This window comes from Variovorax sp. GW821-FHT09B05 (assembly GCF_059418265.1).
Window position 1 is genome coordinate 39,120 of sequence record NZ_JBWKPN010000022.1, and the last position, 22,380, is coordinate 61,499.

General features: G+C 70.1%; 18 protein-coding genes and 1 tRNA gene. 9 read left to right on the forward strand and 10 right to left on the reverse strand.

Features of this window, described 5'->3' with window-relative positions; all coding sequences use genetic code 11:
* Positions 1 to 13 precede the first annotated feature (13 nt).
* The gene (locus tag AC07RM_RS36625) at positions 14 to 1,909 is read right to left on the reverse strand and encodes a sensor histidine kinase (protein ID WP_495337666.1); all 1,896 of its coding nucleotides are present in this window, start codon (positions 1,907 to 1,909) and stop codon (positions 14 to 16) included.
* A 242-nt stretch (positions 1,910 to 2,151) separates the two neighbouring features.
* On the reverse strand, positions 2,152 to 3,930 hold the full coding sequence (locus tag AC07RM_RS36630) for a 1-deoxy-D-xylulose-5-phosphate synthase (RefSeq protein ID WP_495337611.1): 1,779 nt from the start codon (positions 3,928 to 3,930) through the stop codon (positions 2,152 to 2,154).
* 134 nt (positions 3,931 to 4,064) lie between these two features.
* Between AC07RM_RS36630 and AC07RM_RS36635 the strand changes: the two genes are divergently transcribed.
* The 3 genes from AC07RM_RS36635 to AC07RM_RS36645 all read left to right on the forward strand — a co-directional run bounded on the left by AC07RM_RS36635 (position 4,065) and on the right by AC07RM_RS36645 (position 7,558).
* Entirely contained in the window at positions 4,065 to 4,262 is a 198-nt protein-coding gene (locus AC07RM_RS36635; protein WP_495337612.1) for a hypothetical protein, read from the forward strand.
* Complete coding sequence (gene aceE, locus AC07RM_RS36640; protein WP_495337613.1) at positions 4,259 to 6,928, forward strand: pyruvate dehydrogenase (acetyl-transferring), homodimeric type; 2,670 nt, start codon at positions 4,259 to 4,261, stop codon at positions 6,926 to 6,928. The genes AC07RM_RS36635 and aceE overlap by 4 nt, the downstream gene beginning before the upstream one ends.
* 72 nt (positions 6,929 to 7,000) lie before the next feature.
* Positions 7,001 to 7,558, forward strand: a complete 558-nt coding sequence (locus AC07RM_RS36645; protein ID WP_093350433.1) for a MarR family winged helix-turn-helix transcriptional regulator — start codon at positions 7,001 to 7,003, stop codon at positions 7,556 to 7,558.
* 1 nt (position 7,559) lies between these two features.
* Here the strand turns inward: AC07RM_RS36645 and AC07RM_RS36650 are convergent, their stop codons facing one another.
* Together AC07RM_RS36650 and AC07RM_RS36655 are read right to left on the reverse strand one after the other, a co-directional pair.
* Complete coding sequence (locus AC07RM_RS36650) at positions 7,560 to 8,120, reverse strand: RNA 2'-phosphotransferase (protein ID WP_495337614.1); 561 nt, start codon at positions 8,118 to 8,120, stop codon at positions 7,560 to 7,562.
* A complete protein-coding gene (locus AC07RM_RS36655) occupies positions 8,117 to 9,010 on the reverse strand; it encodes a LysR family transcriptional regulator (protein ID WP_495337615.1) in 894 nt (297 codons plus the stop codon). Before AC07RM_RS36655 ends, AC07RM_RS36650 begins: the two co-directional genes overlap by 4 nt.
* A 97-nt stretch (positions 9,011 to 9,107) precedes the next feature.
* On the opposite strand from AC07RM_RS36655, the gene AC07RM_RS36660 reads away from it, so the two are divergent.
* Complete coding sequence (locus AC07RM_RS36660; RefSeq protein ID WP_495337616.1) at positions 9,108 to 9,608, forward strand: hypothetical protein; 501 nt, start codon at positions 9,108 to 9,110, stop codon at positions 9,606 to 9,608.
* Position 9,609: 1 nt separating this feature from the next.
* Here the strand turns inward: AC07RM_RS36660 and AC07RM_RS36665 are convergent, their stop codons facing one another.
* On the reverse strand, positions 9,610 to 10,338 hold the full coding sequence (locus tag AC07RM_RS36665; protein WP_296781477.1) for a glutathione S-transferase: 729 nt from the start codon (positions 10,336 to 10,338) through the stop codon (positions 9,610 to 9,612).
* Positions 10,339 to 10,432: 94 nt separating this feature from the next.
* On the reverse strand, positions 10,433 to 11,257 hold the full coding sequence (locus AC07RM_RS36670; protein WP_495337617.1) for a sulfite exporter TauE/SafE family protein: 825 nt from the start codon (positions 11,255 to 11,257) through the stop codon (positions 10,433 to 10,435).
* Between the two features lie 113 nt (positions 11,258 to 11,370).
* On the opposite strand from AC07RM_RS36670, the gene AC07RM_RS36675 reads away from it, so the two are divergent.
* Positions 11,371 to 12,141, forward strand: a complete 771-nt coding sequence (locus AC07RM_RS36675; protein WP_495337618.1) for an AraC family transcriptional regulator — start codon at positions 11,371 to 11,373, stop codon at positions 12,139 to 12,141.
* Here the strand turns inward: AC07RM_RS36675 and AC07RM_RS36680 are convergent.
* Both AC07RM_RS36680 and baeS read right to left on the reverse strand, forming a co-directional pair.
* Complete coding sequence (locus AC07RM_RS36680) at positions 12,138 to 12,839, reverse strand: response regulator (RefSeq protein WP_495337619.1); 702 nt, start codon at positions 12,837 to 12,839, stop codon at positions 12,138 to 12,140. The genes AC07RM_RS36675 and AC07RM_RS36680 overlap by 4 nt on opposite strands.
* Before the next feature lie 61 nt (positions 12,840 to 12,900).
* Positions 12,901 to 14,286: a sensor histidine kinase efflux regulator BaeS gene (baeS, locus tag AC07RM_RS36685; protein WP_495337620.1), complete on the reverse strand. Its 1,386-nt coding sequence runs from the start codon at positions 14,284 to 14,286 to the stop codon at positions 12,901 to 12,903.
* A 166-nt stretch (positions 14,287 to 14,452) separates the two neighbouring features.
* Between baeS and AC07RM_RS36690 the strand changes: the two genes are divergently transcribed.
* Positions 14,453 to 15,232: an SGNH/GDSL hydrolase family protein gene (locus AC07RM_RS36690; RefSeq protein WP_495337621.1), complete on the forward strand. Its 780-nt coding sequence runs from the start codon at positions 14,453 to 14,455 to the stop codon at positions 15,230 to 15,232.
* An 87-nt stretch (positions 15,233 to 15,319) separates the two neighbouring features.
* On the opposite strand, the gene AC07RM_RS36695 is transcribed toward AC07RM_RS36690, so the two are convergent.
* Both AC07RM_RS36695 and AC07RM_RS36700 read right to left on the reverse strand, forming a co-directional pair.
* Positions 15,320 to 15,394 (reverse strand) — tRNA-Arg (locus AC07RM_RS36695).
* A gap of 42 nt (positions 15,395 to 15,436) precedes the next feature.
* Positions 15,437 to 16,108, reverse strand: a complete 672-nt coding sequence (locus AC07RM_RS36700; RefSeq protein WP_093350403.1) for a TetR family transcriptional regulator — start codon at positions 16,106 to 16,108, stop codon at positions 15,437 to 15,439.
* Positions 16,109 to 16,286: 178 nt separating this feature from the next.
* Here AC07RM_RS36700 and AC07RM_RS36705 point away from each other — a divergent pair, with 178 nt between their 5' ends.
* The 3 genes from AC07RM_RS36705 to AC07RM_RS36715 are packed head-to-tail and all read left to right on the forward strand — an operon-like array spanning position 16,287 to position 22,278.
* On the forward strand, positions 16,287 to 17,579 hold the full coding sequence (locus tag AC07RM_RS36705) for an efflux RND transporter periplasmic adaptor subunit (protein ID WP_093350400.1): 1,293 nt from the start codon (positions 16,287 to 16,289) through the stop codon (positions 17,577 to 17,579).
* An 18-nt stretch (positions 17,580 to 17,597) separates the two neighbouring features.
* A complete protein-coding gene (locus tag AC07RM_RS36710) occupies positions 17,598 to 20,765 on the forward strand; it encodes an efflux RND transporter permease subunit (protein WP_093350397.1) in 3,168 nt (1,055 codons plus the stop codon).
* Positions 20,752 to 22,278 (forward strand): efflux transporter outer membrane subunit, encoded by a 1,527-nt coding sequence (locus AC07RM_RS36715; protein WP_495337622.1) that lies wholly within the window; start codon positions 20,752 to 20,754, stop codon positions 22,276 to 22,278. The genes AC07RM_RS36710 and AC07RM_RS36715 overlap by 14 nt, the downstream gene beginning before the upstream one ends.
* Positions 22,279 to 22,380 lie beyond the last annotated feature (102 nt).

The following is a 22,380-nucleotide window of genomic DNA, read 5'->3' on the forward strand; positions in this document are numbered from 1 at the left end:
TGTACCCGACGGCTCATGCCCCCGAAGGACGCTCGGCCCGCACCAGCGGCAGCCAAAGCAGGAAGCGCGTGCCCGCGGCATCCGACTCCCACGCTACGTGGCCCTGCACCGCGAGCGCGCGACGCTGCATGTTCTGCAGGCCGCGGCCACGGCCGCCGGTCAGGGCCTGCTCGACGTCGAAGCCCTGGCCGTTGTCCTCGATGCGCACCCACACGTGCGCGGCGTCCGTGCCGGTCGCCACGCGGATGGTGGTGGCGCGCGTGTGGCGCAGGATGTTGGAGATGCTTTCCTGCACGATGCGCAGCACGTGCAGCGCGCTCGACGGATCGAGCCACGGCAGCGGCGGGATCTCCTGCACCTCCCAGGTCAGCGACACGCCCATGCCCTCGAGCCGCGGGCCGAGCCGGTAGCGCAAGGTGGCGAGCAGCAGCAGCAGGTCGGCATCGATCGGTTCCATCGAATCGATGGTGAGCTTCAGGTCGTCGAGGCAGCCCTGGAGGATCTGCGACACCTTCTGGTCGCTGAGCCGGCCCTCTTCCACCGAGCGGATCGCGCTGATCAGCGACGAGCCCAGCCCGTCGTGCATGTCCTGCATCAGCCGCTGGCGCTCGTCGCTGATGGTCTTCTGCCGCTCGACCTCGCGCAGCCGGCGGTGGCTCAGGTCGAGTTCGCTCTCGCGCGCCTGCAGCCGCTGCGCGAGGCTGGCGTTGACGCGCTCCACCTCGCCGATCGCGTGCACGTAGCGCCGGTACAGCAGGATGCCGAAGACGCTGAAGGTGACGGCATTCGCATAGGCGCCCAGGTACCAACCCTCGGGGCTCACGATGTTGTTCTGCACCATCCAGTCGGTGGCGCCCAGCAGCACGCACGCACCGATGCCGGCCGCCACCAGCCGCCCTTCGGGCGAACGGCGCCAGGCGCTGATGCCGCCCACCAGCCCGACCACCGTGCCCATGGCCGCCGCCACCAGGTAGATCAGCGGCGTGACCTGCGGCGTGTTCGGCAGCAGCGCGATGCCGGGCAGGGTCAGCACGCTGACGAGCAGCGTGATCGTCGTCACGGCCCAGGTCAGCAGCGTGAGCGGCCGGTCGTGCAGCTGCCGCAGCGCGAAGTGCACCACCGCCACCAGCCAGAACAGCGCATTGACCGTGAGCCAGGCGAACCAGTCGTTGGCGATCGGCAGCGCCACGTAGAAGTGCAGCCCGCGCAGGTACGAGGTGGTCGCGAGGTTGAAGAACAGCAGGTAGCCGGTCTCGTGCCGGCGCCACAGCCACACGAACAGCGCGAACACGCCCACCGCCATGAAGGCCGCGCTCAGCATCGCGGGCAGTTCCTGCTGCAGCCACTGGCGCATCTGGTAGCGGCCCTTGAGCGCATCGGCCGGGCCCAGCCACAGCGAGGCGATGCCGACCTGCGCGGCGCGCGTGTGCTCGAGCCGGATCAGGATCTCGGCCGGCCGCGCGGCCGAGCCGTCGTCGCGCTGCTCGAACACCACCCACAGCGGCGTGCGGGTGCTGTTCCACAGCGGCCCCAGCTCCTGCGCGCGATGCACCAGCCGGCCATCGGCATAGACCGCGATCGTGCCGTCGGTCTTCACGCGCGCGCCGTACAGCGCCAGCGGTCCGCGCAGGCCGGGATGGGGCGGCACCTTCAGCCGCAGCCAGGTGATGCGCGTCTCCTTGCCCGGGTTCGAGATCGTGTTGGCGTCGGCCTGGGCCAACAGCGCGATCGGCAGCGCCAGCGGCAGCTCTACCGGCTGCCAGGCATCGGGCAGCGACTGGCTGCCGAAGATCAGCGGTGGCGCCATGAAGCCGTTCGCGCGCTGCACCTGCCAGTCGGCCCGCGTGATGTGCTGCGTCGCGCCCGGCGGGTACTTGCTGCCGGCGTTGTCGCCGAAGAAGGCGCCCATGGCCACCAGCAGCGCCACCGACAGCACGAACACCAGGCAGGCAATCGGCGACGGCAGGCGCGCCCTCGCCCGGGCCAGGGGCCCCTCGCCTTCACGGCGGATGTCGGTGGAAGCGGTTTTGAAGAACAAGGCGCGCCGGGTGCGGAGGATTCGGCGCGAATTGTCGGGCAGAGCCCTGGCGCCGCGCCATGCCGGCGGGGCAAGAGGCGCGTTTGCCCTACATCCGCGGGTTGCGCGGGCCGTCAGTGCATTTCGACGAAGGTCCGGATCGACCCGAGGATGCCCGCCGCATCGAGGCCCTGCAGCGCGAGCAGTTCGCTGCGGTCCCCATGCCCGATGAAGACGTCGGGCAAGCCCAGGCGCAGCACCCGCACGGGCAGCCCCTCCATCGCGATGCGCTCCGCGCAGGCCGCGCCCGCGCCGCCGATGGCCGAGGCCTCCTCGAGCGTGACGAGCACCTCGTGCGTCGCGGCCAGTTCGAGCAGCAGCGCCTCGTCCAGCGGCTTGACGAAGCGCATGTTGGCGACGGTCGCGTCGAGCGCTTCGGCGGCTTCCATCGCGGCGTGGAGCAAGGGGCCGAAGGCGAGCAGCGCCACCCTGGCAGGCCTGTTCCTCACCGAGCTGCGCACGACCACGCCGCGGCCGATCGCCAGGGGCTGGTCCGTGTGAACGCTGTCCTCCGCGGGCACGACGGCCCTCGGGTAGCGCACCGCCGATGGCCCGTCGTGGCCCAGCCCCAGCGCGAGCATGCGCCGGCACTCGTGCCCGTCGGCCGGCGTCATCAGCAGCAGGTTCGGAATGCAGCGCAGCGCTGCGACATCGAAGGCGCCCAGGTGCGTGGCGCCATCGCCGCCCGCGATCCCCGCGCGGTCGATCGCGAACAGCACCGGCAGGTTCTGGAGGCAGACGTCGTGGACGAGCTGGTCGTAGCCGCGCTGGAGGAAGGTCGAATAGATCGCCACGATCGGCCGCATGCCGGCCGCCGCGAGCCCCGCGGCCAGCGTCACCGCATGCTGCTCCGCGATGGCGGCATCCACGAAGCGCGAGGGAAACCGCCGCTCGAAATCGACCAGGCAGGAGCCCTCGCGCATCGCGGGCGTGATCGCGACGACCGTGGGATCGTTCGCCGCGGCATCGCAGACCCATTCGCCGAAGACCTGGCTGAAGGTCGGGCGGCTCGCCGCCTTGGCGACCACGCCCACGGCCAGATCGAAAGGACCGGGGCCGTGGTAGGTGGTCGGGTCCGCCTCAGCCGGTGCGTAGCCCCGGCCTTTTTGCGTGACGACGTGGATGACTTGCGGCGCGCGCGATTGCTTCGCGGCGCGGAACGCGGCCACGAGCGCCTCGACATCGTGGCCGTCGAAGGGACCGGTGTAGCGCAGGCCGAGCAGCTCGAACAACGAGCGGTGGTCGCCGCGAGCGGAAGCGCCGCGCTCGACCAACCCACGCAGATGCTGGTGCAGCGCGCCCAGCGCGGGCGAGATCGACATCCCGTTGTCGTTGAGCACCACGACGAGCGGCAAGGTCGCGAAGCTGCCCGCATGGTTGAGCGCCTCGAAAGTCATCCCCGCCGACAGCGCGCCGTCGCCGACGATCGCGACGGCATGGCGGCCATCGTCCCGCATGCCCATCGCCATGCCCAGCGCCGCCGAGACGGCCGTGCCTGCATGGCCCGCGCCGAAGGGGTCGTAGGGCGACTCGTCCCTCGACGTGAAACCCGACAGGCCACCCACCTTGCGCAGGGTGCCCATGGCCGGGCCGCGGCCCGTGAGGATCTTGTGCGCATAGCACTGGTGGCCGACGTCCCATACCAGCGCATCGCGTGGCGTGTCGAAGGCGTGGTGCAAGGCGAGCGTGAGCTCGACCACGCCGAGGTTCGAGGCGAGATGGCCGCCGGTTCGCGACACGCTGCGCAGCAGCGCGCGTCGGAGATCGGTGGCCACTTCGGCGAGGTCCGCGGGATCGAGGTCGCGCAACTGCGCGGGCGTGGGAAAGCTGGATGACGGGTCGGAGGGCGGCATGGATGCCTTTGGGTTCTCGAGGGGTTGTCTTCGGCCCCGGGCGGGCGCCATGGGCATGGGTACGGATCTGCCACACCAATAGTTGCTATCGCATGCAGATAGATCCGCCGTGATCGAGGTCATGGCGGCGAATCATGGCCAATTCAGCCTTCTTCAACTCACGCATCGCCTCGATCCACGCCAAGCAGGTTACAGCACAACTGATTGCATTTGCAATGAACTGGAGATACATTGCCGTTGCGCATTGCACGATTCATATCCACATAATGAAATTCAATGAGATGCGCAAGATGTTCGAACAACGAACCGCACAACGAAGGAGCAACGAATGAATGACTTGGCGAGCGCGGACGACATCGATCCGCAAGAGACACGCGAATGGCTCGACGCCATGCGCGCCGTGGTGATCCACGAGGGCCGCGACCGGGCCCATTACCTGCTGGACCAGTTGATCGAGCAGGACCACGCGGCCGCGGGCCGCTATGCCGCGCCGCGCACCACGCCCTACGTCAACACCCTGCGCGTCGCCGACCAGCCGGCCTTTCCGGGCGACGTGGGCATCGAGCTGCGGCTCGATGCCTACCTGCGCTGGAACGCGATGGCGCTGGTGCTGCGCGCGGGCAAGCACTCGGGCGTCGGCGGCCACATCGCGACGTATGCCTCGGCCACCACGCTCTACGAGACCGGCTACCGGCACTTCTTCCGCGCCGCCACGCCCGAGTTCCTCGGCGACATGCTCTACATCCAGGGTCATTCCTCGCCCGGCATCTATGCGCGCGCCTACCTCGAGGGGCGCCTGTCGGAGCAGCAGATGGACCGCTTCCGGCGCGAGATCGGCGGCGGCCTCGCCTCCTATCCGCATCCGCGCACGATGCCGGACTTCTGGCAGTTCCCGACCGTCTCGATGGGCCTGGGTCCGCTGATGGCGGCCTACCAGGGGCGCTACATGCGCTACCTCGAGGACCGCGGACTGATCCCGGCGCAGGGCCGCAAGGTCTGGGCCTTCCTCGGCGACGGCGAGCAGGACCAGCCCGAAACCCTGGCCGCGGTCGCGATGGCGGGCCGCGAGAAGCTCGACAACCTGATCTTCGTGGTGAACTGCAACCTGCAGCGCCTCGACGGCCCGGTGCGCGGCAACGCCAAGATCATCCAGGAGCTCGAGAGCGTCTACCGCGGCGCGGGCTGGAACGTGATCAAGGTCGTCTGGGGCAGCGGCTGGGACGAACTGCTGGCGCAGGACCACGACGGCCGGCTGCACCGGCGCATGATGGAATGCGTCGACGGCGAGTACCAGGCCTTCAAGGCGCACGGCGGCGACTATGTGCGCGAACACTTCTTCGGCAAGGACCCCGAGCTGCTCCAGCGCGTCGCGCACCTGAGCGACGCCCAGATCGGCGCCCTCGCCCGCGGCGGCCACGATCCACTGAAGGTGCACGCGGCCTATGCCGCCGCCGTGCGCCACGCGGGCCAGCCGACCGTGATCCTCGCCAAGACGGTGAAGGGCTACGGCATGGGCGCGGCCGGCGAAGCGGCCAACATCAACCACCAGTTGAAGAAGATGGGCGACCCGGCCGTGCGCGCCTTCCGCGACCGCTTCGCGATCCCGGTGCCCGACGAACGGCTCGAGGAGATCCCGTACATCAAGCCCGCGCCCGGCAGCCCCGAAGCCGCCTGCCTCGAGGCCGGCCTGAAGCGCGCCGGCGGGCTCCTGCCGTCACGCTCGCGCGGACCGGGCCCGTTGGCAACGCCCGCGCTCGCGGCCTTCGCGAGCCACCTGCAAAGCAGCGGCGAGCGCGAGTACGCCACCACCATGGCCTTCGTGCGCATCCTCGCGCAACTGCTCAAGGACCCGGTGCTGGGCCCGCGCGTGGTGCCGATCGTGCCCGACGAGTCGCGCACCTTCGGCATGGACGGCATGTTCCGCCAGGTCGGCATCTATTCGCACGTGGGCCAGCTCTACACGCCGCAGGATGCGGACCAGCTGAGCTTCTACAAGGAGGACCGCCAGGGGCAGATCCTGCAGGAAGGCATCAACGAATCGGGCGCGATGTCGTCCTGGATCGCGGCCGCGACCGCGCACAGCACGCACGGCGTCGCCACCATCCCGTTCTACATCTTCTATTCGATGTTCGGCTTCCAGCGCGTGGGTGACCTGGCCTGGGCCGCCGGCGACATCCGCGCGCGCGGCTTCCTGCTGGGCGCGACCTCGGGCCGCACCACGCTCGAGGGCGAAGGCCTGCAGCACGACGACGGCCACAGCCACGTGCTGTCCTCGGTGATCCCGTCCTGCGTGTCCTACGACCCCGCCTACGCGTACGAGATCGCGGTCATCGTGCAGGACGGGCTGCGCAGGATGTACGGCGAGCCGCAGGAGGACGTCTTCTACTACCTCACGCTGCTCAACGAGAAGACCGCGCATCCGGCGATGCCCGAAGGTGCCGAGACAGGCATCGTGAAAGGCATGTACCGCCTGCAGCGGGGCACTCGTGCCGCCGGCGCGCCGCACGTGCAGCTGATGGGCAGCGGCGCGATCCTCTCCGAGGTGATCGCGGCCGCCACGCTGCTGCAGCGCGACTTCGGCGTGAGCGCCGACATCTGGAGCGTGACCAGCTTTTCGGAGCTGCGCCGCGACGGCCTCGAAGCCGAGCGCTGGAACCGCCTGCATCCGGCGCAGGCGCCGCGCGCTTCGTATGTTGCGCAGTGCCTGGCCGGCCAGGACGGCCCGGCGATCGCCGCCACCGACTACATGAAGATCGTGCCCGACCAGATCCGCCCTTTCATCGGGGAGCGCCGCTTCGTGACCCTGGGCACCGACGGCTTCGGCCGCTCCGACACGCGCGAAGCGCTGCGCGCCTTCTTCGAGGTCGACCGCCATCACGTCGCGCTCGCGGCGCTCAAGGCGCTGGCCGACGACGGCGTGGTCGACGCGGAACTGCCGGCGCGGGCCCTGTCGCTCTACGGCATCGACCCCGAGGCCAGGTACGCGGCACTGCCCTAGCGGTGCGCGCCCGGGTGGCGGCCGCGGCGGAGAGAGAATCGAGGCTCACTCCCGAAAGCGCTCTCCACCCGTATGGCAACGCCCCGTTCCACCGCCGTGCGCGGCACCTCCACCTGGGCCTCCTTCATCAGCGCCTATGTGCTGGTGCTCGACTTCATGGAGGACAGCTTCCGCAAGGAAGGCCTGCCGCCGCTGACCTGGTACGACGTGCTGTGGCTGCTCGACGCCTCGCCGAACGGCCGCATGCGCATGCACGAACTCGCGGAGCGCGCGGTCTACAGCCGCAGCTTCATCTCGCGCATCGTCACCACGCTCGAGGCCGAGGGCCTGGTGGTGCGCGAGGTCGACGAGACCGACGGTCGCGGCCGCGTCGCGGTGTTGACCGAGCAGGGCCGCGCGCTGCGCCGCAAGATGTGGCCGCCCTACCAGAAGCTCATCCACGAGATGTTCAACGAGCACATGACGGCTTCGGAGCTCGAGTCGATGGAGCGCGGCCTGCGCCGCGTGATCGCGGGCGCGCACCAGCGCAACCAGGACCTGCGCAGCGCCGCGGCGCTGCCCGCCGCCGAACCCCGAACCACCCGCAAGCGCTCGCGTTCGCGCTCGACCACCCAGCGCTCGGGCGCGTAGCTCAGGCGGACGAAGGCCAGCCCGACAGGAATCGCGGCGGCACGGCCTCCGTCAGCCAGACCCCGTTCTCCGCGCGATGGAAGGCATGGCCCAGCGCCTGCATTCCGCCCGCATCGACGCGCAGCACATGCGCCTTGCCATGGCGCTGCCCGACCTGCACGGCGGTCGCCTCGTCGGCCGACAGGTGCACATGCTGCCGCGTGCCGGGCCGCAGGCCTTCGGCCCGGATCGATGCGAGGAAGCGCGTGGCCGTGCCGTGGAACAGCACGGCCGGCGCCACTGCCGGCTCGAAGCTGCGGCGGACCTGCGGCGTCGAATGGCCCTGCAGCGCGCGGATGCAGCGGCCGTCGGCCGACAGCGCGTAGCGCTTCTTCGCGCCCACCTCGACCGCATCGACCGCCTGCACGACCTGCGCATGCGTGAGCACGCGGCCCGCGGCCACTGCGCCGGCCACCAGCGCATCGATCTCGGCCCAGCCCTCGGCATCGAGCGCGAGGCCGATCGATTCGGGCGCATGCCGCAGCACGTAGGCGATGAACCGGCTCGCGTCCTCGGGCGTCATGCGTTCTTCCAGTGATCGGCCTGCGCGAGCAGCGCATTCCACAGGCGCTGCGCATGCTCGGACGGCGGACGGTCGGCCGCGCGGAACAGGTGGTACTCGAGCGGCGGATAGCCCTGCAGCGGCACCGCCACCAGGCCCTTGGGAATGCGGCAGCAGGCATTCACCACCGCCAGCCCGAAGCCCAGTTGGGCGAAGCGCAGCATCAGTTCCCAGCCATCGGCCTCGAGCGAGGGCTGCCACGACACCGACTCGGCCTGCAACAGCCGGCCGAGCAGTTCGCGGTGCGGCCGGCCCGCGGGCGGCACGATCAGCTGCGCGCCCTGCAGGTCGCGCAGGCGCACCGAACGGCGCGAGGCCAGCGCATGCGCGCGCGGCAGCACCAGCACCTGGCCGACGACCGTGAGCCGCACCGCATGCAGATCGGCCGGCACGGCGCCCAGCGGCGCGATGCCCAGTTGCGCCTGGCCCGCTCGCACCGCCTGCACCGAGGCGTCGCGGTTGCGCGTGAGCAATTGCAGGTGCGGCGAGGCACCCGGCCCCGAGAACTGCGACAGCGCCTTGCCGAGCAGGTAGAGGTACGCGCCCTCGCCGGCCGCGAGGCTGACCACCGCCTGCTCCTGCCCCTGCGCGAGCCCCTTCACGAAGCGCTGGTTGAGCAGCAGCAGCTCGCGCGCATGGCGCGCCACCTGCTCGCCCGCGTTCGTGAGCTGCAGCGCGCTGCCCACGCGCAGGTAGAGCTTGGCGTCGAGCTGCTCCGAGAGCTTGCGCACCTTTGCATGCAGCGCCGGCTGGCTGATGTGCAGCAGGCGCGCCGACTCGCTGAAGTTCAGCGTGTCGGCGAACACGGCGAAGGATTGCAGCGCGTCGAGGTTGGTGCGGGGGATGTCCACCTATCCATTCTATGGATAGCCCATCGCATATCGGTAGTTCCTGGTGATGGCCTTCGTTCCTACGATCCACCGCACACACAAAAGAAAGGAACACGACATGAAGAACGCATCGCAACATCTCCCGCGCCTGGGCATCGACATCGGCCGCGTGCTGATCGCGGCCGAACGGGCCGACGGCGGCGACACCGCCTTCATCGGCGGCTCGCTGCGGGACGCGCTCGACACGCCGCCCTACGAAGGCATGTTCGAGGCCGTCGCGCCGCTGGTCGATCGCTTCGAGGGCCGCGTCTGGCTGGTGTCGAAGTGCGGACCGAGCGTGCAGGCCAAGAGCCGCGCCTGGCTCGCGCACCACCGCTTCTTCGAACGCACGGGCATGGCGCCCGGCAACCTGCGTTTCTGCCTGCAGCGTCCGCAGAAGGCCGACCACTGCCGCGAACTGGGCATCACGCATTTCATCGACGACCGCAGCGACGTGCTGGGCCATCTCGAAGGCATCGTGCCGAAGCGCTACCTGTTCGGCCCGCAGGCCAAACCCGTGACCGTGGCCGGCCTGGTGCCGCTGCCCGCATGGCGCGATGCGGCGGCGCTGGTGCGTTGATTCAGGCGTCGAGCTCGGGGTAGCGCCGGAAGATGCCTTCCTCGTTGAAGGCGATGCGGCGCGGGCTCTGCAGGTACGCCTGCACGCTCTGGCGACGCCGGACGTTGGCATGCAGCTTCGCCACCGCCGGCGTCTTCGCGAGCGCGTGCGCGGTGGCCTTGGGAAAGGCGTACTGCAGTCCGTCGACCAGCTGGAACAGCGAGAGGTCGGCATAGGTCAGCACGTCGCCCACCAGGTGCAGGTCGCCCGAGGGATTGCGCTGCAACACGCGCTCGAACCAGTTCAGGAACTTCGGGATGCGCTGCTCGCGGAAGCCCTTCGCACGCGCCAGCGCGGCATCGCGCTGGTCCTCGTAGTAGTCGCCGGTCGAAAGCGGATGGTGCGTGTCGTGCGCCTCGGCCACCGCGTCGGCGATGGTGAGCTGCAGCTGGTGCGTCCACAGGCCGTCCGATTCGCCGACGCCGGCCAGGCCCAGGCGCGGCCCCAGGTAGAGCAGGATCGCGGCGGTCTGGCCGACGACGATGTCGCCGTCGACGAGGAAGGGCGGTGCGAACGGCGGCCGCGTCTGCAGGGGATCGGCAAGCCGGCGGCCAAGGGCGCTTTCACCGCCGCCCTGGTCTTCGCGCTCGCGCGCCACGTCGACATAGTCGGCACCGGCGGCCTCGAGCGCGAGCCGCACGAATTCGCCGCGGCCCTGGATGGTGGGCCAGTAGTGGAGTTGGTAAGGCATGCGGCCATGGTGGCAGGCCCGGCGCGGCGCCGCAACCGCCGGCGCCCAACTGTCGAACTTCGATGACAAGCAGGCGCGCGTTTCGCGAACCGGATCAGCGCAGCAGCATGCCCAGCAGCACCGCCACCAGCAGCGCGAGGTAGCCCCAGGCATGCACGCGATCGGGCAGGCGGCCGATCAGCGGCGCGGCGGCGCGCACGCCCAGCAGCGATCCGGCGACCAGCGCGGCGAAGGCCGGCAGGTCGACGTAGCCGAGGTGCCAGCCCTCGAGCGCCGCGCCCGAGCGCCAGGCCAGCGCCATGTAGGTGGCGGTGCCGGCCAGCGCGATGGGCAGCGACAACGGGTTGGCCATGGCGGTGGCGCGCGTCATGTCGATGCCGCGGCGGCGCATTAGCGGCACGGTCATCACGCTGCCGCCCACGCCGAGGAAGGCCGCGATCAGGCCGATGACGAAGCTGCCCGCGGTGGCGATGCCGCGCGAGAGCGGCGCGATGGCCGCCGTCGCCGTGGCACGGCGCACGATGAAGCCCGGCCGCAGCAGGCAGTCGAGGATGGTGACACCCAGGTAGACGATGAAGGCCAGCCGCACGAACCCACCATCGGCCTGCACCGCGGCCGCGGCACCGACGATGGCGCCGAGGCCGATGAAGCCCAGCAGCGGCCGGATCAACGGCCAGTCGATGGTGCCGGCGCGCTGGTGGCGCCGCGTGGCGAGCAGCGCGCTCACGATCATCACGCAGGTCGAGGTCGCCACCGCGATGTGCATGGCCGCGCGGCCGGTGTCGCTGTGCTCGCCATGCGCGAGCAGCAGCACACGGTAGAGCAGCGGCACCACGACGAAACCACCGCCGAAACCGAACAGCACGGTGGTGACGCCCGCGAGGCCACCGAAGACCGCGAGCACGAGATAGATCCACACGAGAGGCACTCCAGGAGAACGAAGACAGGCCTCGACGATAGGCCGGCACCCCGCGGCGCGCCCGCGCAAGCCGGACAATGATGTTCTCGTTCCGGCCAACCCTTTCTTCCCCCATGCGCAACGTCCCCATCGATACCGTCGACGCCATCGCCCGCCCGGTGCTCGCGATCGGCACCGATTACCCGCCGGGCCAGCTGCTGCCCACGCACAGCCATCGGCGCGCGCAGTTCCTCTACGGCGCCACCGGCGTGATGGAGGTCGGCACCGACGACGGCGCCTGGGTGGTGCCGCCGCAGCGCGGCGTATGGATACCGGCCGGCCAGCCGCACCGCGTGCGCATGCTGGGCGTGAGCACGCGCAGCCTCTACATCGAACCGCGCGAGGCGCCGCGCCATGGCCGCCAGTGCGAGGTGCTCGAGATGTCGCCGCTGCTGCGCCAGTTGCTGATGGCGGCCGTCGAGGTGCCCGCCGAGTACGAGCGCCAGGGCCGCGACGGCCTGCTGATGCGCCTCGCGCTGCACGAGCTGGCGCGCGCCGAGGCGCTGCCGCTGCACCTGCCGCTGCCGCGCGAGCCGGCGCTGGCCGCGTTGTGCCTGGACTTCCTGCGCGCGCCCGACATCCACGCCACGCCGGCGCAATGGGCCGCGCGGCTGCATGTGAGCGAACGCACCTTCAGCCGCCGCTTCGGCCGCGAGACCGGCATGGCCTTCGGCCAGTGGCGCCAGCGCGCCTGCGTGCTGCTGGCGCTGTCGCGATTAGCGGCCGGCGAGCCCGTGACGACGGTGGCGCTGGACCTGGGCTACGACAGCCCCGCCGCGTTCTCGACCATGTTCCGACGCACGCTGGGCCGCCCGCCCTCGCACTTCGCCGACGCCGGGCCTTAAAGCTCCATGCGGTAGCCCACGCTGTAGATCGACTTGATCCAGTCTTCCGAACCACCGGCCTCGGCGAGCTTGCGGCGCAGGTTCTTGACGTGGCTGTCGATGGTGCGGTCGGTCACGACGCGCCGGTCGTCGTAGATGCGGCCCAGCAGTTGGTCGCGCGAGAAGGCACGGCCCAGCGCCCCATGCAGCACGGCCAGCAGGCGGAACTCGACCGGCGTGAGATCGAGCTCGCGGCCGCGCACGCTGGCGCGGCCCGTGGCCTCGACCACCAGCAGCGGGGCCTGCGCCGACGCGGCCGCGGGCCTGGCACTCGCGGCCCGATGCCGCCGCAGCACCGCGCCCACGCGCGCCACCACCTCGCGCGGGCTGAAGGGCTTGCACACGTAGTCGTCGGCGCCGATCTCCAGCCCCAGCAGGCGGTCGACCTCCTCGACGCGTGCCGTGACCATGATCACCGGCACCGCGCCGAGGCGCCGCAGGTCGCGGCAGATCTCCACACCGTCGCGCCCGGGCAGCATCAGGTCGAGCAGCACCAGGTCGGGCCGCTGCGCGTGGAAGGCCGGCAGCGCGGCGTTGCCGTCGGCGACCCAGTGGTGCGTGTAGCCAGCCGCCGCGAGGTAGTCGCCGAGCACGGCCGCCAGCCGCGGCTCGTCCTCGACGACGAGCACATGGCCCAGGGTCGGAAGGCCAGTGCTCATTGAAAGACCTTCGTGCTTCGCACTGCGGTGCGAGCTTGCTTGGGGCGGCCCGGCGCGGCGCTCATGCGTCGATCCCCGGCAGGTCGATGACGATGCGCAGCCCGCCGAACGGCGAGGCCTGGGCCTGGATGCGGCCCTCGTGCGCCTCGACGATGTTGCGGCAGATCGCCAGGCCCAGCCCGCTGCCGCCGCTGGCGCGGTTGCGCGAGCCCTCGACGCGGTAGAAGCGCTCGAACAGCTTCTCGAGCTTGTCGCTCGGCACGCCGGGCGCGCTGTCTTCCACCACGATGCGCACGCCGCTCTCGTGACGATCGGCGCGCACCTGCACCACGCCGCCGCGGTCGGTGTAGCGCAGCGAGTTCTCGAGCAGGTTCGCCGCCAGCTGCTGCAACCGCCGCTCGTCGCCGCTGATGGACAGCGGTGCCTGCGCGATCCATACCCGCAGCTCGAGCCCCTCCGCTTCGAGCCGGCCCTGCATGCTGCCGACCGCCGCGCGCAGCACGGTGGCAACGTCGATCGGCGTGCGCCGGTAGGTCATCGCGCCGATGTCGGTCAGCGAGAGGTCGTGCAGGTCGTCGACCAGCTTGCCCAGCCGGCCGACCTCCGCATGCATCGCATCGACCGACTGCGCGGTGGTCGAACGGATGCCGTCCTGGATCGCCTCGAGCTCGGCGCGCAGCACCGCCAGCGGCGTGCGCAGCTCGTGCGAGATGTCGGCCATGAAGGTGCGGCGCGCGCGCTCGGTGTGCTCCAGCGTCTGCGCCATGCGGTTGAAGTCCTTCGCGAGATGGCCGAGCTCGTCGTTCGAGCCGACCTCGATGCGCGAGGCGTAGTCGCCGGCGGCCAGCCGCTGCGTGGCGCCGGCCATGCCGCGCACCCGCCGCAGCAGCGCGCGCGACAGCACGAAGGTCAGCAGCGCCGCCACCGCGATCGAGCCCAGGCCGATCAGCGTCAGGGCCTTGAACTGCCGCTCGAGAAAGCGCGCGTCGTCCTTGGGCAGCACGTCCTCGAAGGGCACCATCGCCACCCAGCCCACGATGCGCCCGTCGACCGTCACCGGCAGCCGGATCGAGTCCGGCCCGACCGAGGGATTGCCGACCACGCGGCGCAGTTGCGCGTCGAGCAGGCCGATGCGCGCGAGGGCGCCGGTCTGGTCGGACGAGGCGAGCTGCGGCGCCGGATCGACGCCGGGCTCGCGCGCGATCGGCAGCACCAGTTCCATCCAGTTGCGGAAGTCCTGCCGCAGGAACTGCCAGTCGCCATGCGCCGCGTAGGCCGCGGCCACGCGCGGCAGCATCTCCTCGACATGCGCGCGGCCCTGCTGGTTGAGGTAGCCGAGGAAGCCGCGCGCGAACACGAAACGCATGGCGCCGGCCTGAACCACCACCACGGCGGCGCAAGCCACCAGCAGGAAGAAGAAGAGCTTGGTCCGGATGCCGATTCTCATGATGGATGCCGATGATGCCGCGCGGGCCGATGGCACGGGCGGCCCTGCGGCGATTGGCTGCGCGACGGACCGCAAAAGCAAGCAAGGCCATGTCGGGGGTACGATCTTCACAGTTGCTCCACATTGCACTCGCAAGATGGCGACCTCGGAACCGGATTCCCCTCCCATGTCTTCCCATCTCGCAGTGCACGCCCGTGCGCGCCAGGCCTCGCGCGCGTCGCGGGCCCTCCTTTCCCTCCTGGGTGCCTGCGCGCTCGCGGCCTGCGGGGTGTCTGCCCCCGACAAGGCCCGGCCGCCCATGGCGCTCGCGCCAGCGGCGCCGGTTGCCCCGGCCGTGCAGCGCGCGCCCGAGGCGCCGCCCCAGGTCGCCGCCGCGCCCGCCACGCCGGCGGCCCCTGCCGCCGCGGCCGCGCCCAATTGCAGCGTCGTGCTCTATGGTGACTCGATCCTGCACGGCGGCTACGGCGGCAACCAGCGGCTGGCCGAACCGCCGGCCGCCGCGCTCAAGCGGCTGCGGCCGCGCTACACCATCGACGACCGCACCGCCAATGGCGAGACGGCCACCACGCGCGCGGCGAGCTTCGCGAGCGAGAAGCGCGAGGCGCGGTTCGTGGTCATCGGCCACGGCATCAACGACGCGGCGCTGTCGCTGCCGGTGGAAGCGCCGCTGCGCAGCATGATCGCCACCGCGATGCGCGAGGGCCGGGTCGTGATCGTCACGGGGCTGTCGCGCCAGCGCATTGCGGTGCCGGGCCGCGACAAGTACGACGCGGCCATCCGCAAGGTGGCGCAGGACACCGGCGCGGGCTTCGCGGACTGGGGCGCGGAAGAGTTCAGGGCCAGCGAGATGGCCGACATCCTGCATCCGGCGGGCGCCTATTCGCAGCGGCTGTCGATGCGCATCGTGCAGACGCTCGACCGGCTGGCGCCGGATTGCCGGGTCTGAGGCGCGGGCGATCCGCCTTCGCCCGATGACCGCCCCATGAAAAAGGCCGGAAGCCCCTTGGAGCTTCCGGCCTTTTTGCCGTGTGTCTGGTCCCGCCGCCAGGAATCGAACCTGGATCTCAGCCTTCGGAGGGCCGAATTCTATCCGTTGAAATACAGCGAGAAATGGGTTTCCGGTGAAACCGAAGCCTCGCATTATCGCCTATCACGCGGCCGCTGTTTCGGCTTCGTGCACGGCCGCGCCATTCGCCCCCGTCTGCCGCGCGAAACCGAGGCCCGCGAGGTACACGCGGAAGGTGCGCCGGCCCGTGGGCACGAGGTCGAAGGCCGCGGGATCGAGCAGCCAGTTCTGGATCAGTCCGCTGATCAGCGCATGCAGCCCCTGCGCCGCCACGCTGCCGGGCACCGGCAGCTTGATGCGGGCGCGCCGCGCGGCCAGCCGCAGGGCCTTCTCGAAATCGACCACGCAGGCGTTGCGCGCATCGAGGTGACGCTGCTGCACCGAGGCCATGTCGTGGGTGTATTCGACCTTGTGGGTCGCCACGTCGAACACGCGGCGCACCTGCGGGTCGGTGGTCATGAGGGTCAGCGCATGCACCATGCCCTCCTCGATCTCGGCCAGCGGGTCGTCATGGCTCAAGGCCGCGGCCTTGGGCGGCGCCTCCAGCGGAAGAATGACCCGCTCCATCATCGCGTTGAAGAGATCGGCCTTGTCCTTGAAATGCCAATAGATCGCGCCCCGCGTCGCCCCGGCCTGCTGCGCGATCTGCTGCAGCGTGGTCTGGGAGACCCCTTGCGCCTGAAACAGCAACTCCGCGGCATCGAGCAGTCGATTCCGCGTCGCCAGTGCTTCTTCCTTCGTACGACGTGCCACCAAGTCTCCTGATTTGTAAAGGCAACGCCCTTTGCATATCGTGGGGCCATTGCGTGGATGTCACTATACATCCATGAATGTATGTAAACTGTCGCCCTTCCCGATGGCCCACCTGGCCGTGCTGGCTTTCCGGCGCGGCCGCAAAAATCGCCGTCTCCCGTCTTCGCTTCAAAGGAATCGCATGCCTCTCCTGCATGTTTCGCGCCCATCGTTTCTTTCGCCGCGCCTCGCGACCGTGGCTGCCGTCGTGTTGCTGGTCATCGCGGGTTGTTCGAAGAGCGACGCGCCAGCCGGCGCCGGTGCTGCCGGTGGTGGTGGCGGCGGCCATCCCGCCCCCGAAGTGGGCGTGATCGTCGCGGCGCCGGGCGATGTCGGCCTGGTGACCGAACTGCCGGGCCGCCTCGAGGCCTCGCGCGTCGCCCAGGTGCGCGCCCGTGCCGCCGGCATCCTGCTGAAGCGCGAGTTCCGCGAAGGCAGCGACGTGAAGGCCGGCCAGCTGCTGTTCCGCATCGACCCGGCACCGCTGGTGGCCGCCACGCAGAACGCGCAGGCCGCGCTGGCCCGCTCCGAAGCCAATGCCGCGCAGGCCAAGGCCCTGGCCGACCGCTACAAGCCGCTGGTCGAGGCCAATGCGGTGAGCAAGCAGGAATACGTCAACGCGGTGGCTTCGCAGAAGACCGCCGAGGCCGACGTGGCCGCCAGCCGCGCCGCGCTGCAGACCGCGAAGATCAACCAGGGCTACGCCGACGTGACCTCGCCGATCTCGGGCCGCATCGGCCGCGCGCTGGTGACCGAAGGCGCGCTGGTCGGCCAGGGCGATGCCACCGAGCTGGCCGTGGTGCAGCAGATCAATCCGCTGTACGTGAACTTCACGCAGTCGGCCTCCGACGTGCTGAAGCTGCGCCGCGCGGTCGCCGCGGGCCAGTACAAGCGCGCCAGCGGCGAAGACGCGGCCAGCATCCGCCTGGTGCTCGAGGACGGCACCGACTACGGTCAGGACGGCAAGCTGCTGTTCTCCGACCTCACGGTCGACGCCACCACCGGCCAGGTCACGCTGCGCGCCGAGATCCCCAACCCCAAGGGCGAACTGCTGCCCGGCCTCTACGTGCGCGTGAAGCTCGAGCAGGCGCAGGTCAGCAACGCGATCACGGTGCCGCAGCAGGCGGTCACGCGCACCCAGCAGGGTGACCACCTGACGGTGGTGGGCGCGGACGGCAAGCTGAGCCAGCGCACGGTGAAGATCAGCGCCGCCAAGGACAACCAGTGGGTGGTGCTCGAAGGCCTGAAGGCCGGCGAACAGGTGATGGTCGACGGCTTCCAGCGCCTGCAGATGATGCCGCCGGGCACGCCCGTGAAGGCCGTCCCGTGGACGAAACCGAATCCCAACGGTGCGGCGCCCGCCGCCGCGCCGGCAGCCTCTGGCGCGGCACCCGCCCCCCAGAAGGCAGCCTCGGCTCCGGCCGAGAAGAAGTAATCAAGGAGCGCGCCCGCAATGGCCAAATTCTTCATCGATCGACCCATCTTCGCGTGGGTGATCGCACTGTTCGTCATCGTTCTCGGCGGCGTGTCCATCACGCAGTTGCCGATCGCCCAATACCCGCCGGTGGCGCCGCCCGCCATCGTGATCAACGTGGCCTATCCGGGTGCCTCGGCCCAGACGCTCGAGGACAGCGTGCTGTCCGTCATCGAGCGCGAAATGAACGGCTCGCCCGGCCTGATCTACATGGAATCGGTGGCGCAGGCCGACGGTACCGGAGCGATCACCATCAGCTTCGAGCCCGGCACCAATGAAGACCTCGCGCAGGTCGACGTGCAGAACCGGCTCTCGCGCGCCACGCCGCGGCTGCCATCGGCCGTGACGCAACAGGGCGTGCAGGTCGACAAGTCGCGCGACAACTTCCTGCTGTTCGCGCTGCTCTCGTCGGACAACCCCGACGTCGACCCGGTGGCGCTCGGCGACTACGTCGCACGCAACATCGTGCCCGAGCTGCAGCGCATCGAGGGCGTGGGCAAGGTTCAGCTGTTCGGTTCCGAGAATGCGATGCGCATCTGGATCGATCCGGCCAAGCTGCAGGGCTTCAACCTGTCGCCGTCCGACGTCAACACCGCGATCCGCGCCCAGAACGCCCAGGTGGCCTCGGGCACGCTCGGCGACCTGCCGAACGTGCCGGGCCAGGCCATCGCCGCCACGGTGACGGTCAACGGCCAGCTCACCAGCGTCGAGCAGTTCCGCGAGATCGTGCTGCGCGCCAACACCGACGGCTCGACCGTGCGCCTGAAGGACGTGGCGCGCGTCGAACTCGGCGGCCAGAGCTATGCCACCTCGGCGCGCCTGAACGGCGTGCCCGCGGTGGGCGTCGGCGTGCAGCCCACGCCGACCGGCAACGCGCTGCGCTCGGCCAAGGCCGTGCGCGCGAAGATGGTCGAGCTCGAACGCTACTTCCCCAAGGGCGTGAAATGGGACATCCCCTACGACAGCTCGCGCTTCGTGCAGATCTCGATCACCGAAGTGGTGAAGACGCTGTTCGAGGCCGTCGCGCTGGTGTTCCTCGTGATGTTCCTGTTCCTGCAGAACTGGCGCTACACGATCATCCCGACCATCGTGGTGCCGATCGCGCTGCTCGGTACCTTCGCCACCCTGCTCGCTTTGGGCTTCTCGATCAACGTGCTGACCATGTTCGGCATGGTGCTGGTGATCGGCATCGTGGTGGACGATGCGATCGTGGTGGTGGAGAACGTCGAACGCATCATGAGCGAGGAAGGGCTGTCGCCGCTGGAAGCCACGCGCAAGGCGATGCAGCAGATCTCGGGCGCCATCATCGGCGTGACCGTGGTGCTGATCTCGGTGTTCGTGCCGCTGGCCTTCTTCGCGGGTTCGACCGGCAACATCTACCGCCAGTTCTCGGCGGTGATGGTGGCCTCGATCGGCTTCTCGGCCTTCATGGCGCTGTCGCTCACGCCGGCGCTGTGCGCCACGCTGCTCAAGCCGGTGGAAGCCGGCCACCACCACGAGAAGCGCGGCTTCTTCGGCTGGTTCAACCGCGGCTTCTCGCGCACCGCCAAGGGCTATGAAAGCGTCGTCGCGCGCATCCTGCGCCGCGCCGCGCGCTACCTGATCATCTACGCGGCGATCATCGGCGCGGTGGTGTACTTCTACACGCACCTGCCGAGTTCGTTCCTGCCGCAGGAAGACCAGGGCAACATCATCGTGAACGTGCAGCTGCCGCCGGGCGCGACGCAGGAGCGTGCGCTGTCGGTGATGCAGCAGGTCGAGGGCTTCATCATGAAGCAGCCCGAAGTGCAGAGCATCGTGAGCGTGATGGGCTTCAGCTTCTCGGGCCAGGGCCAGAACGCGGGCCTCGCCTTCGTGACGCTCAAGGACTGGGAGGAGCGCAAGGACCCGGGCAACTCGGCCAGCGCGCTCGCCGGCCGGGCCTTCGGCGCGCTCTCGGGCATCCGCGACGCCTTCATCTATCCGCTGAGCCCGCCGCCGATTCCCGAACTGGGCAACGCCAGCGGCTTCAGCTTCCGGCTGCAGGACCGCTCGGGCGCGGGCCACGAGGCGCTCGTCAACGCGCGCAACCAGCTGCTGGGCATGGCCTCGCAGAGCAAGATCCTGTCGCAGGTCCGTCCCGACGGCCTGGAAGACGCACCGCAGTTGCAGATCGACATCGACCGCGACAAAGCGAACGCCCTGGGCGTGAGCTTCGACGCGATCAATGGCGCGCTGTCGACCGCGCTGGGTTCGAGCTACATCAACGACTTCCCGAACCGCGGCCGCCTGCAGCGCGTGGTGGTGCAGGCCGACGCCCCGGCGCGGATGCAGCCCGAGGACATGCTCAAGCTCAATGCGACCAACGCACAGGGCCAGCCGGTGCCGCTGGGCGCGTTCGCGACCACCAAGTGGGTCACCGGCGCGACGCAGACGGTGCGCTACAACGGCTATCCCGCGATGCGCATCAGCGGCGACGCGGCGGCCGGCTACAGCACCGGTGCCGCGATGGCCGAGATGGAAAAGCTCGCCTCGCAGCTGCCGCAAGGCTTCGGCTTCGAGTGGACCGGCCAGTCGCGCGAGGAAAAGCTCGCCGGCTCGCAGGCCATGATCCTCTACGGCTTCGCGATCCTGGCGGTGTTCCTCTGCCTGGCCGCGCTGTACGAGAGCTGGTCGATCCCGCTGTCGGTGATCCTGGTGGTGCCGCTGGGCGTGATCGGCGTGCTGCTCGCGACGCTGCTGCGTTCGTACTCGAACGACGTGTACTTCCAGGTGGGCCTGATCACGATCATCGGCCTGTCGGCGAAGAACGCGATCCTGATCATCGAGTTCGCCAAGGACCTGCAGGCGCAGGGCCGCGGCGTGATCGAGTCGGCGCTCGAGGCCGCGCACCTGCGGTTCCGGCCGATCATCATGACCTCGCTGGCCTTCGGCCTCGGCGTGGTGCCGCTGTTCACGGCCTCGGGTGCCGGCTCGGCGAGCCAGCGCGCGATCGGCACCGGCGTGCTCGGCGGCATGGTGACGGGCACCCTGCTCGCGGTGATCTTCGTGCCGGTCTTCTTCGTGGTGGTGCGCACGCTGTTCAAGGGCAGCGCGCGCCAGCACGAGGCCGACAAGCGGCATGCGCAAGCCGCCGGCATCTCGGAGGAAAAACATGAATCTCAATAACAAACTGATTCCCACCGCGCTGGCGGCCACGCTGCTGCTGGCCGGCTGCTCGATGATCCCCACCTACGAGCGCCCCGCGGCGCCGGTGCCCACCACCTACCCGGGCGATCCGGCGCAGCCGGCCGGGCCGGCGGCGTCCGCCATGCCCTGGCAGGACTTCTTCACCGACCCGCGCCTGGCGGGCCTGATCCAGACCGCGCTGGCCAACAACCGCGACCTGCGCGTCTCGGTGCTCAACATCGAGCAGGCGCGCGCGCAGTTCCAGATCCAGCGCGCGGACCTGTTCCCCGCGCTGGGCCTGTCGGGCAACGGCTCGCGCTCGAGCCCCAACCCGTACCAGGCGATCGACAGCAGCCAGGGCAGCGTGACGTCGCAGTACTCGGTCAACCTCGGCATCACCGCCTGGGAGATCGACTTCTTCGGCCGCATCCGCGCGCTGAAGGACCAGGCGCTGGCGCAGTACCTCGCGACCGACGAAACGCGCAAGGCCGCGCAGATCAGCCTGATCGCCGCGGTCGCCAACGGCTGGCTCACGGTGCTGGCCGACGACGAGCTGCTCGAGATCACGCGCCAGACCTTGAGCACGCGCGAGGAATCGGTGCGGCTGACCAAGCTGCGCTTCGACAACGGCGTGTCGTCCGAGCTCGACTTCCAGGCCGCCAACTCGCTGGCCGAGACCGCGCGCGCCGCCTATGCGCAGCAGCTGCGCACGCGCCAGCAGGACGAGAACGCACTCGCGCTGCTGCTGGGTGCACCGGTGCCGGCCAGCGCCTTCGCGGGCGCCAAGGGCCTGGGCGGCATCCGCCCGATCCCCGACGTGCCCGCGGGCCTGCCCTCCGACCTGCTGGCCGAGCGGCCCGACATCCGCGCGGCCGAGCAGCAGCTGATCGGCGCCAACGCCAACATCGGCGCGGCGCGCGCGAACTTCTTCCCGCGCGTCTCGCTGACCACCTCGATCGGCACCGCGAGCAGCGAGTTCTCGAACCTGTTCGACCGCGGCACCAAGGCCTGGAGCTTCGCGCCCACGGTCACGCTGCCGCTGTTCGACGCGGGCCGCAACATCGCGGGCCTCGACTCGGCCAAGGCCGGGCGCGAGATCGCGGTGGCGCAGTACGAGAAGTCGATCCAGACCGCGTTCCGCGAAGTGGCCGATGCGCTCGCGGGCCGCGCCACCTTCGGCGAGCAGGCGCGCGCGCAGCGGGCGCAGGCCGATGCCGAGGCGGTGCGCTTCAAGCTCTCGGACCTGCGCTACCGCAACGGCGTGGCCAGCGCGCTCGACCTGCTCGACGCACAGCGTTCGCTGTTCACGGCGCAGCAGTCGGCCGTGACCACGCAGCTGCAGCTGCTGCAGAACCAGGTCACGCTGTACAAGACGCTGGGCGGCGGCTGGGCCTCGCGCGACGCGGCCGCGGCCGGCACCGCGACGAGCGGCGCGAGCGGTGGCGCGGCACCCGCGGCCACGACCGGCGCGGCCGAAACGCCGCCCGCCGTCGTCATCCGCCGCAAGGGCTGAAGCCGCCTCGACGGTTGTTTGCGCGCAAATCCGCGCACGCTCATGCGACCGGCCCTTCGCCTTGCGGCGAAGGGCCTCTCTATAATCGTCGGTTGATTCGAA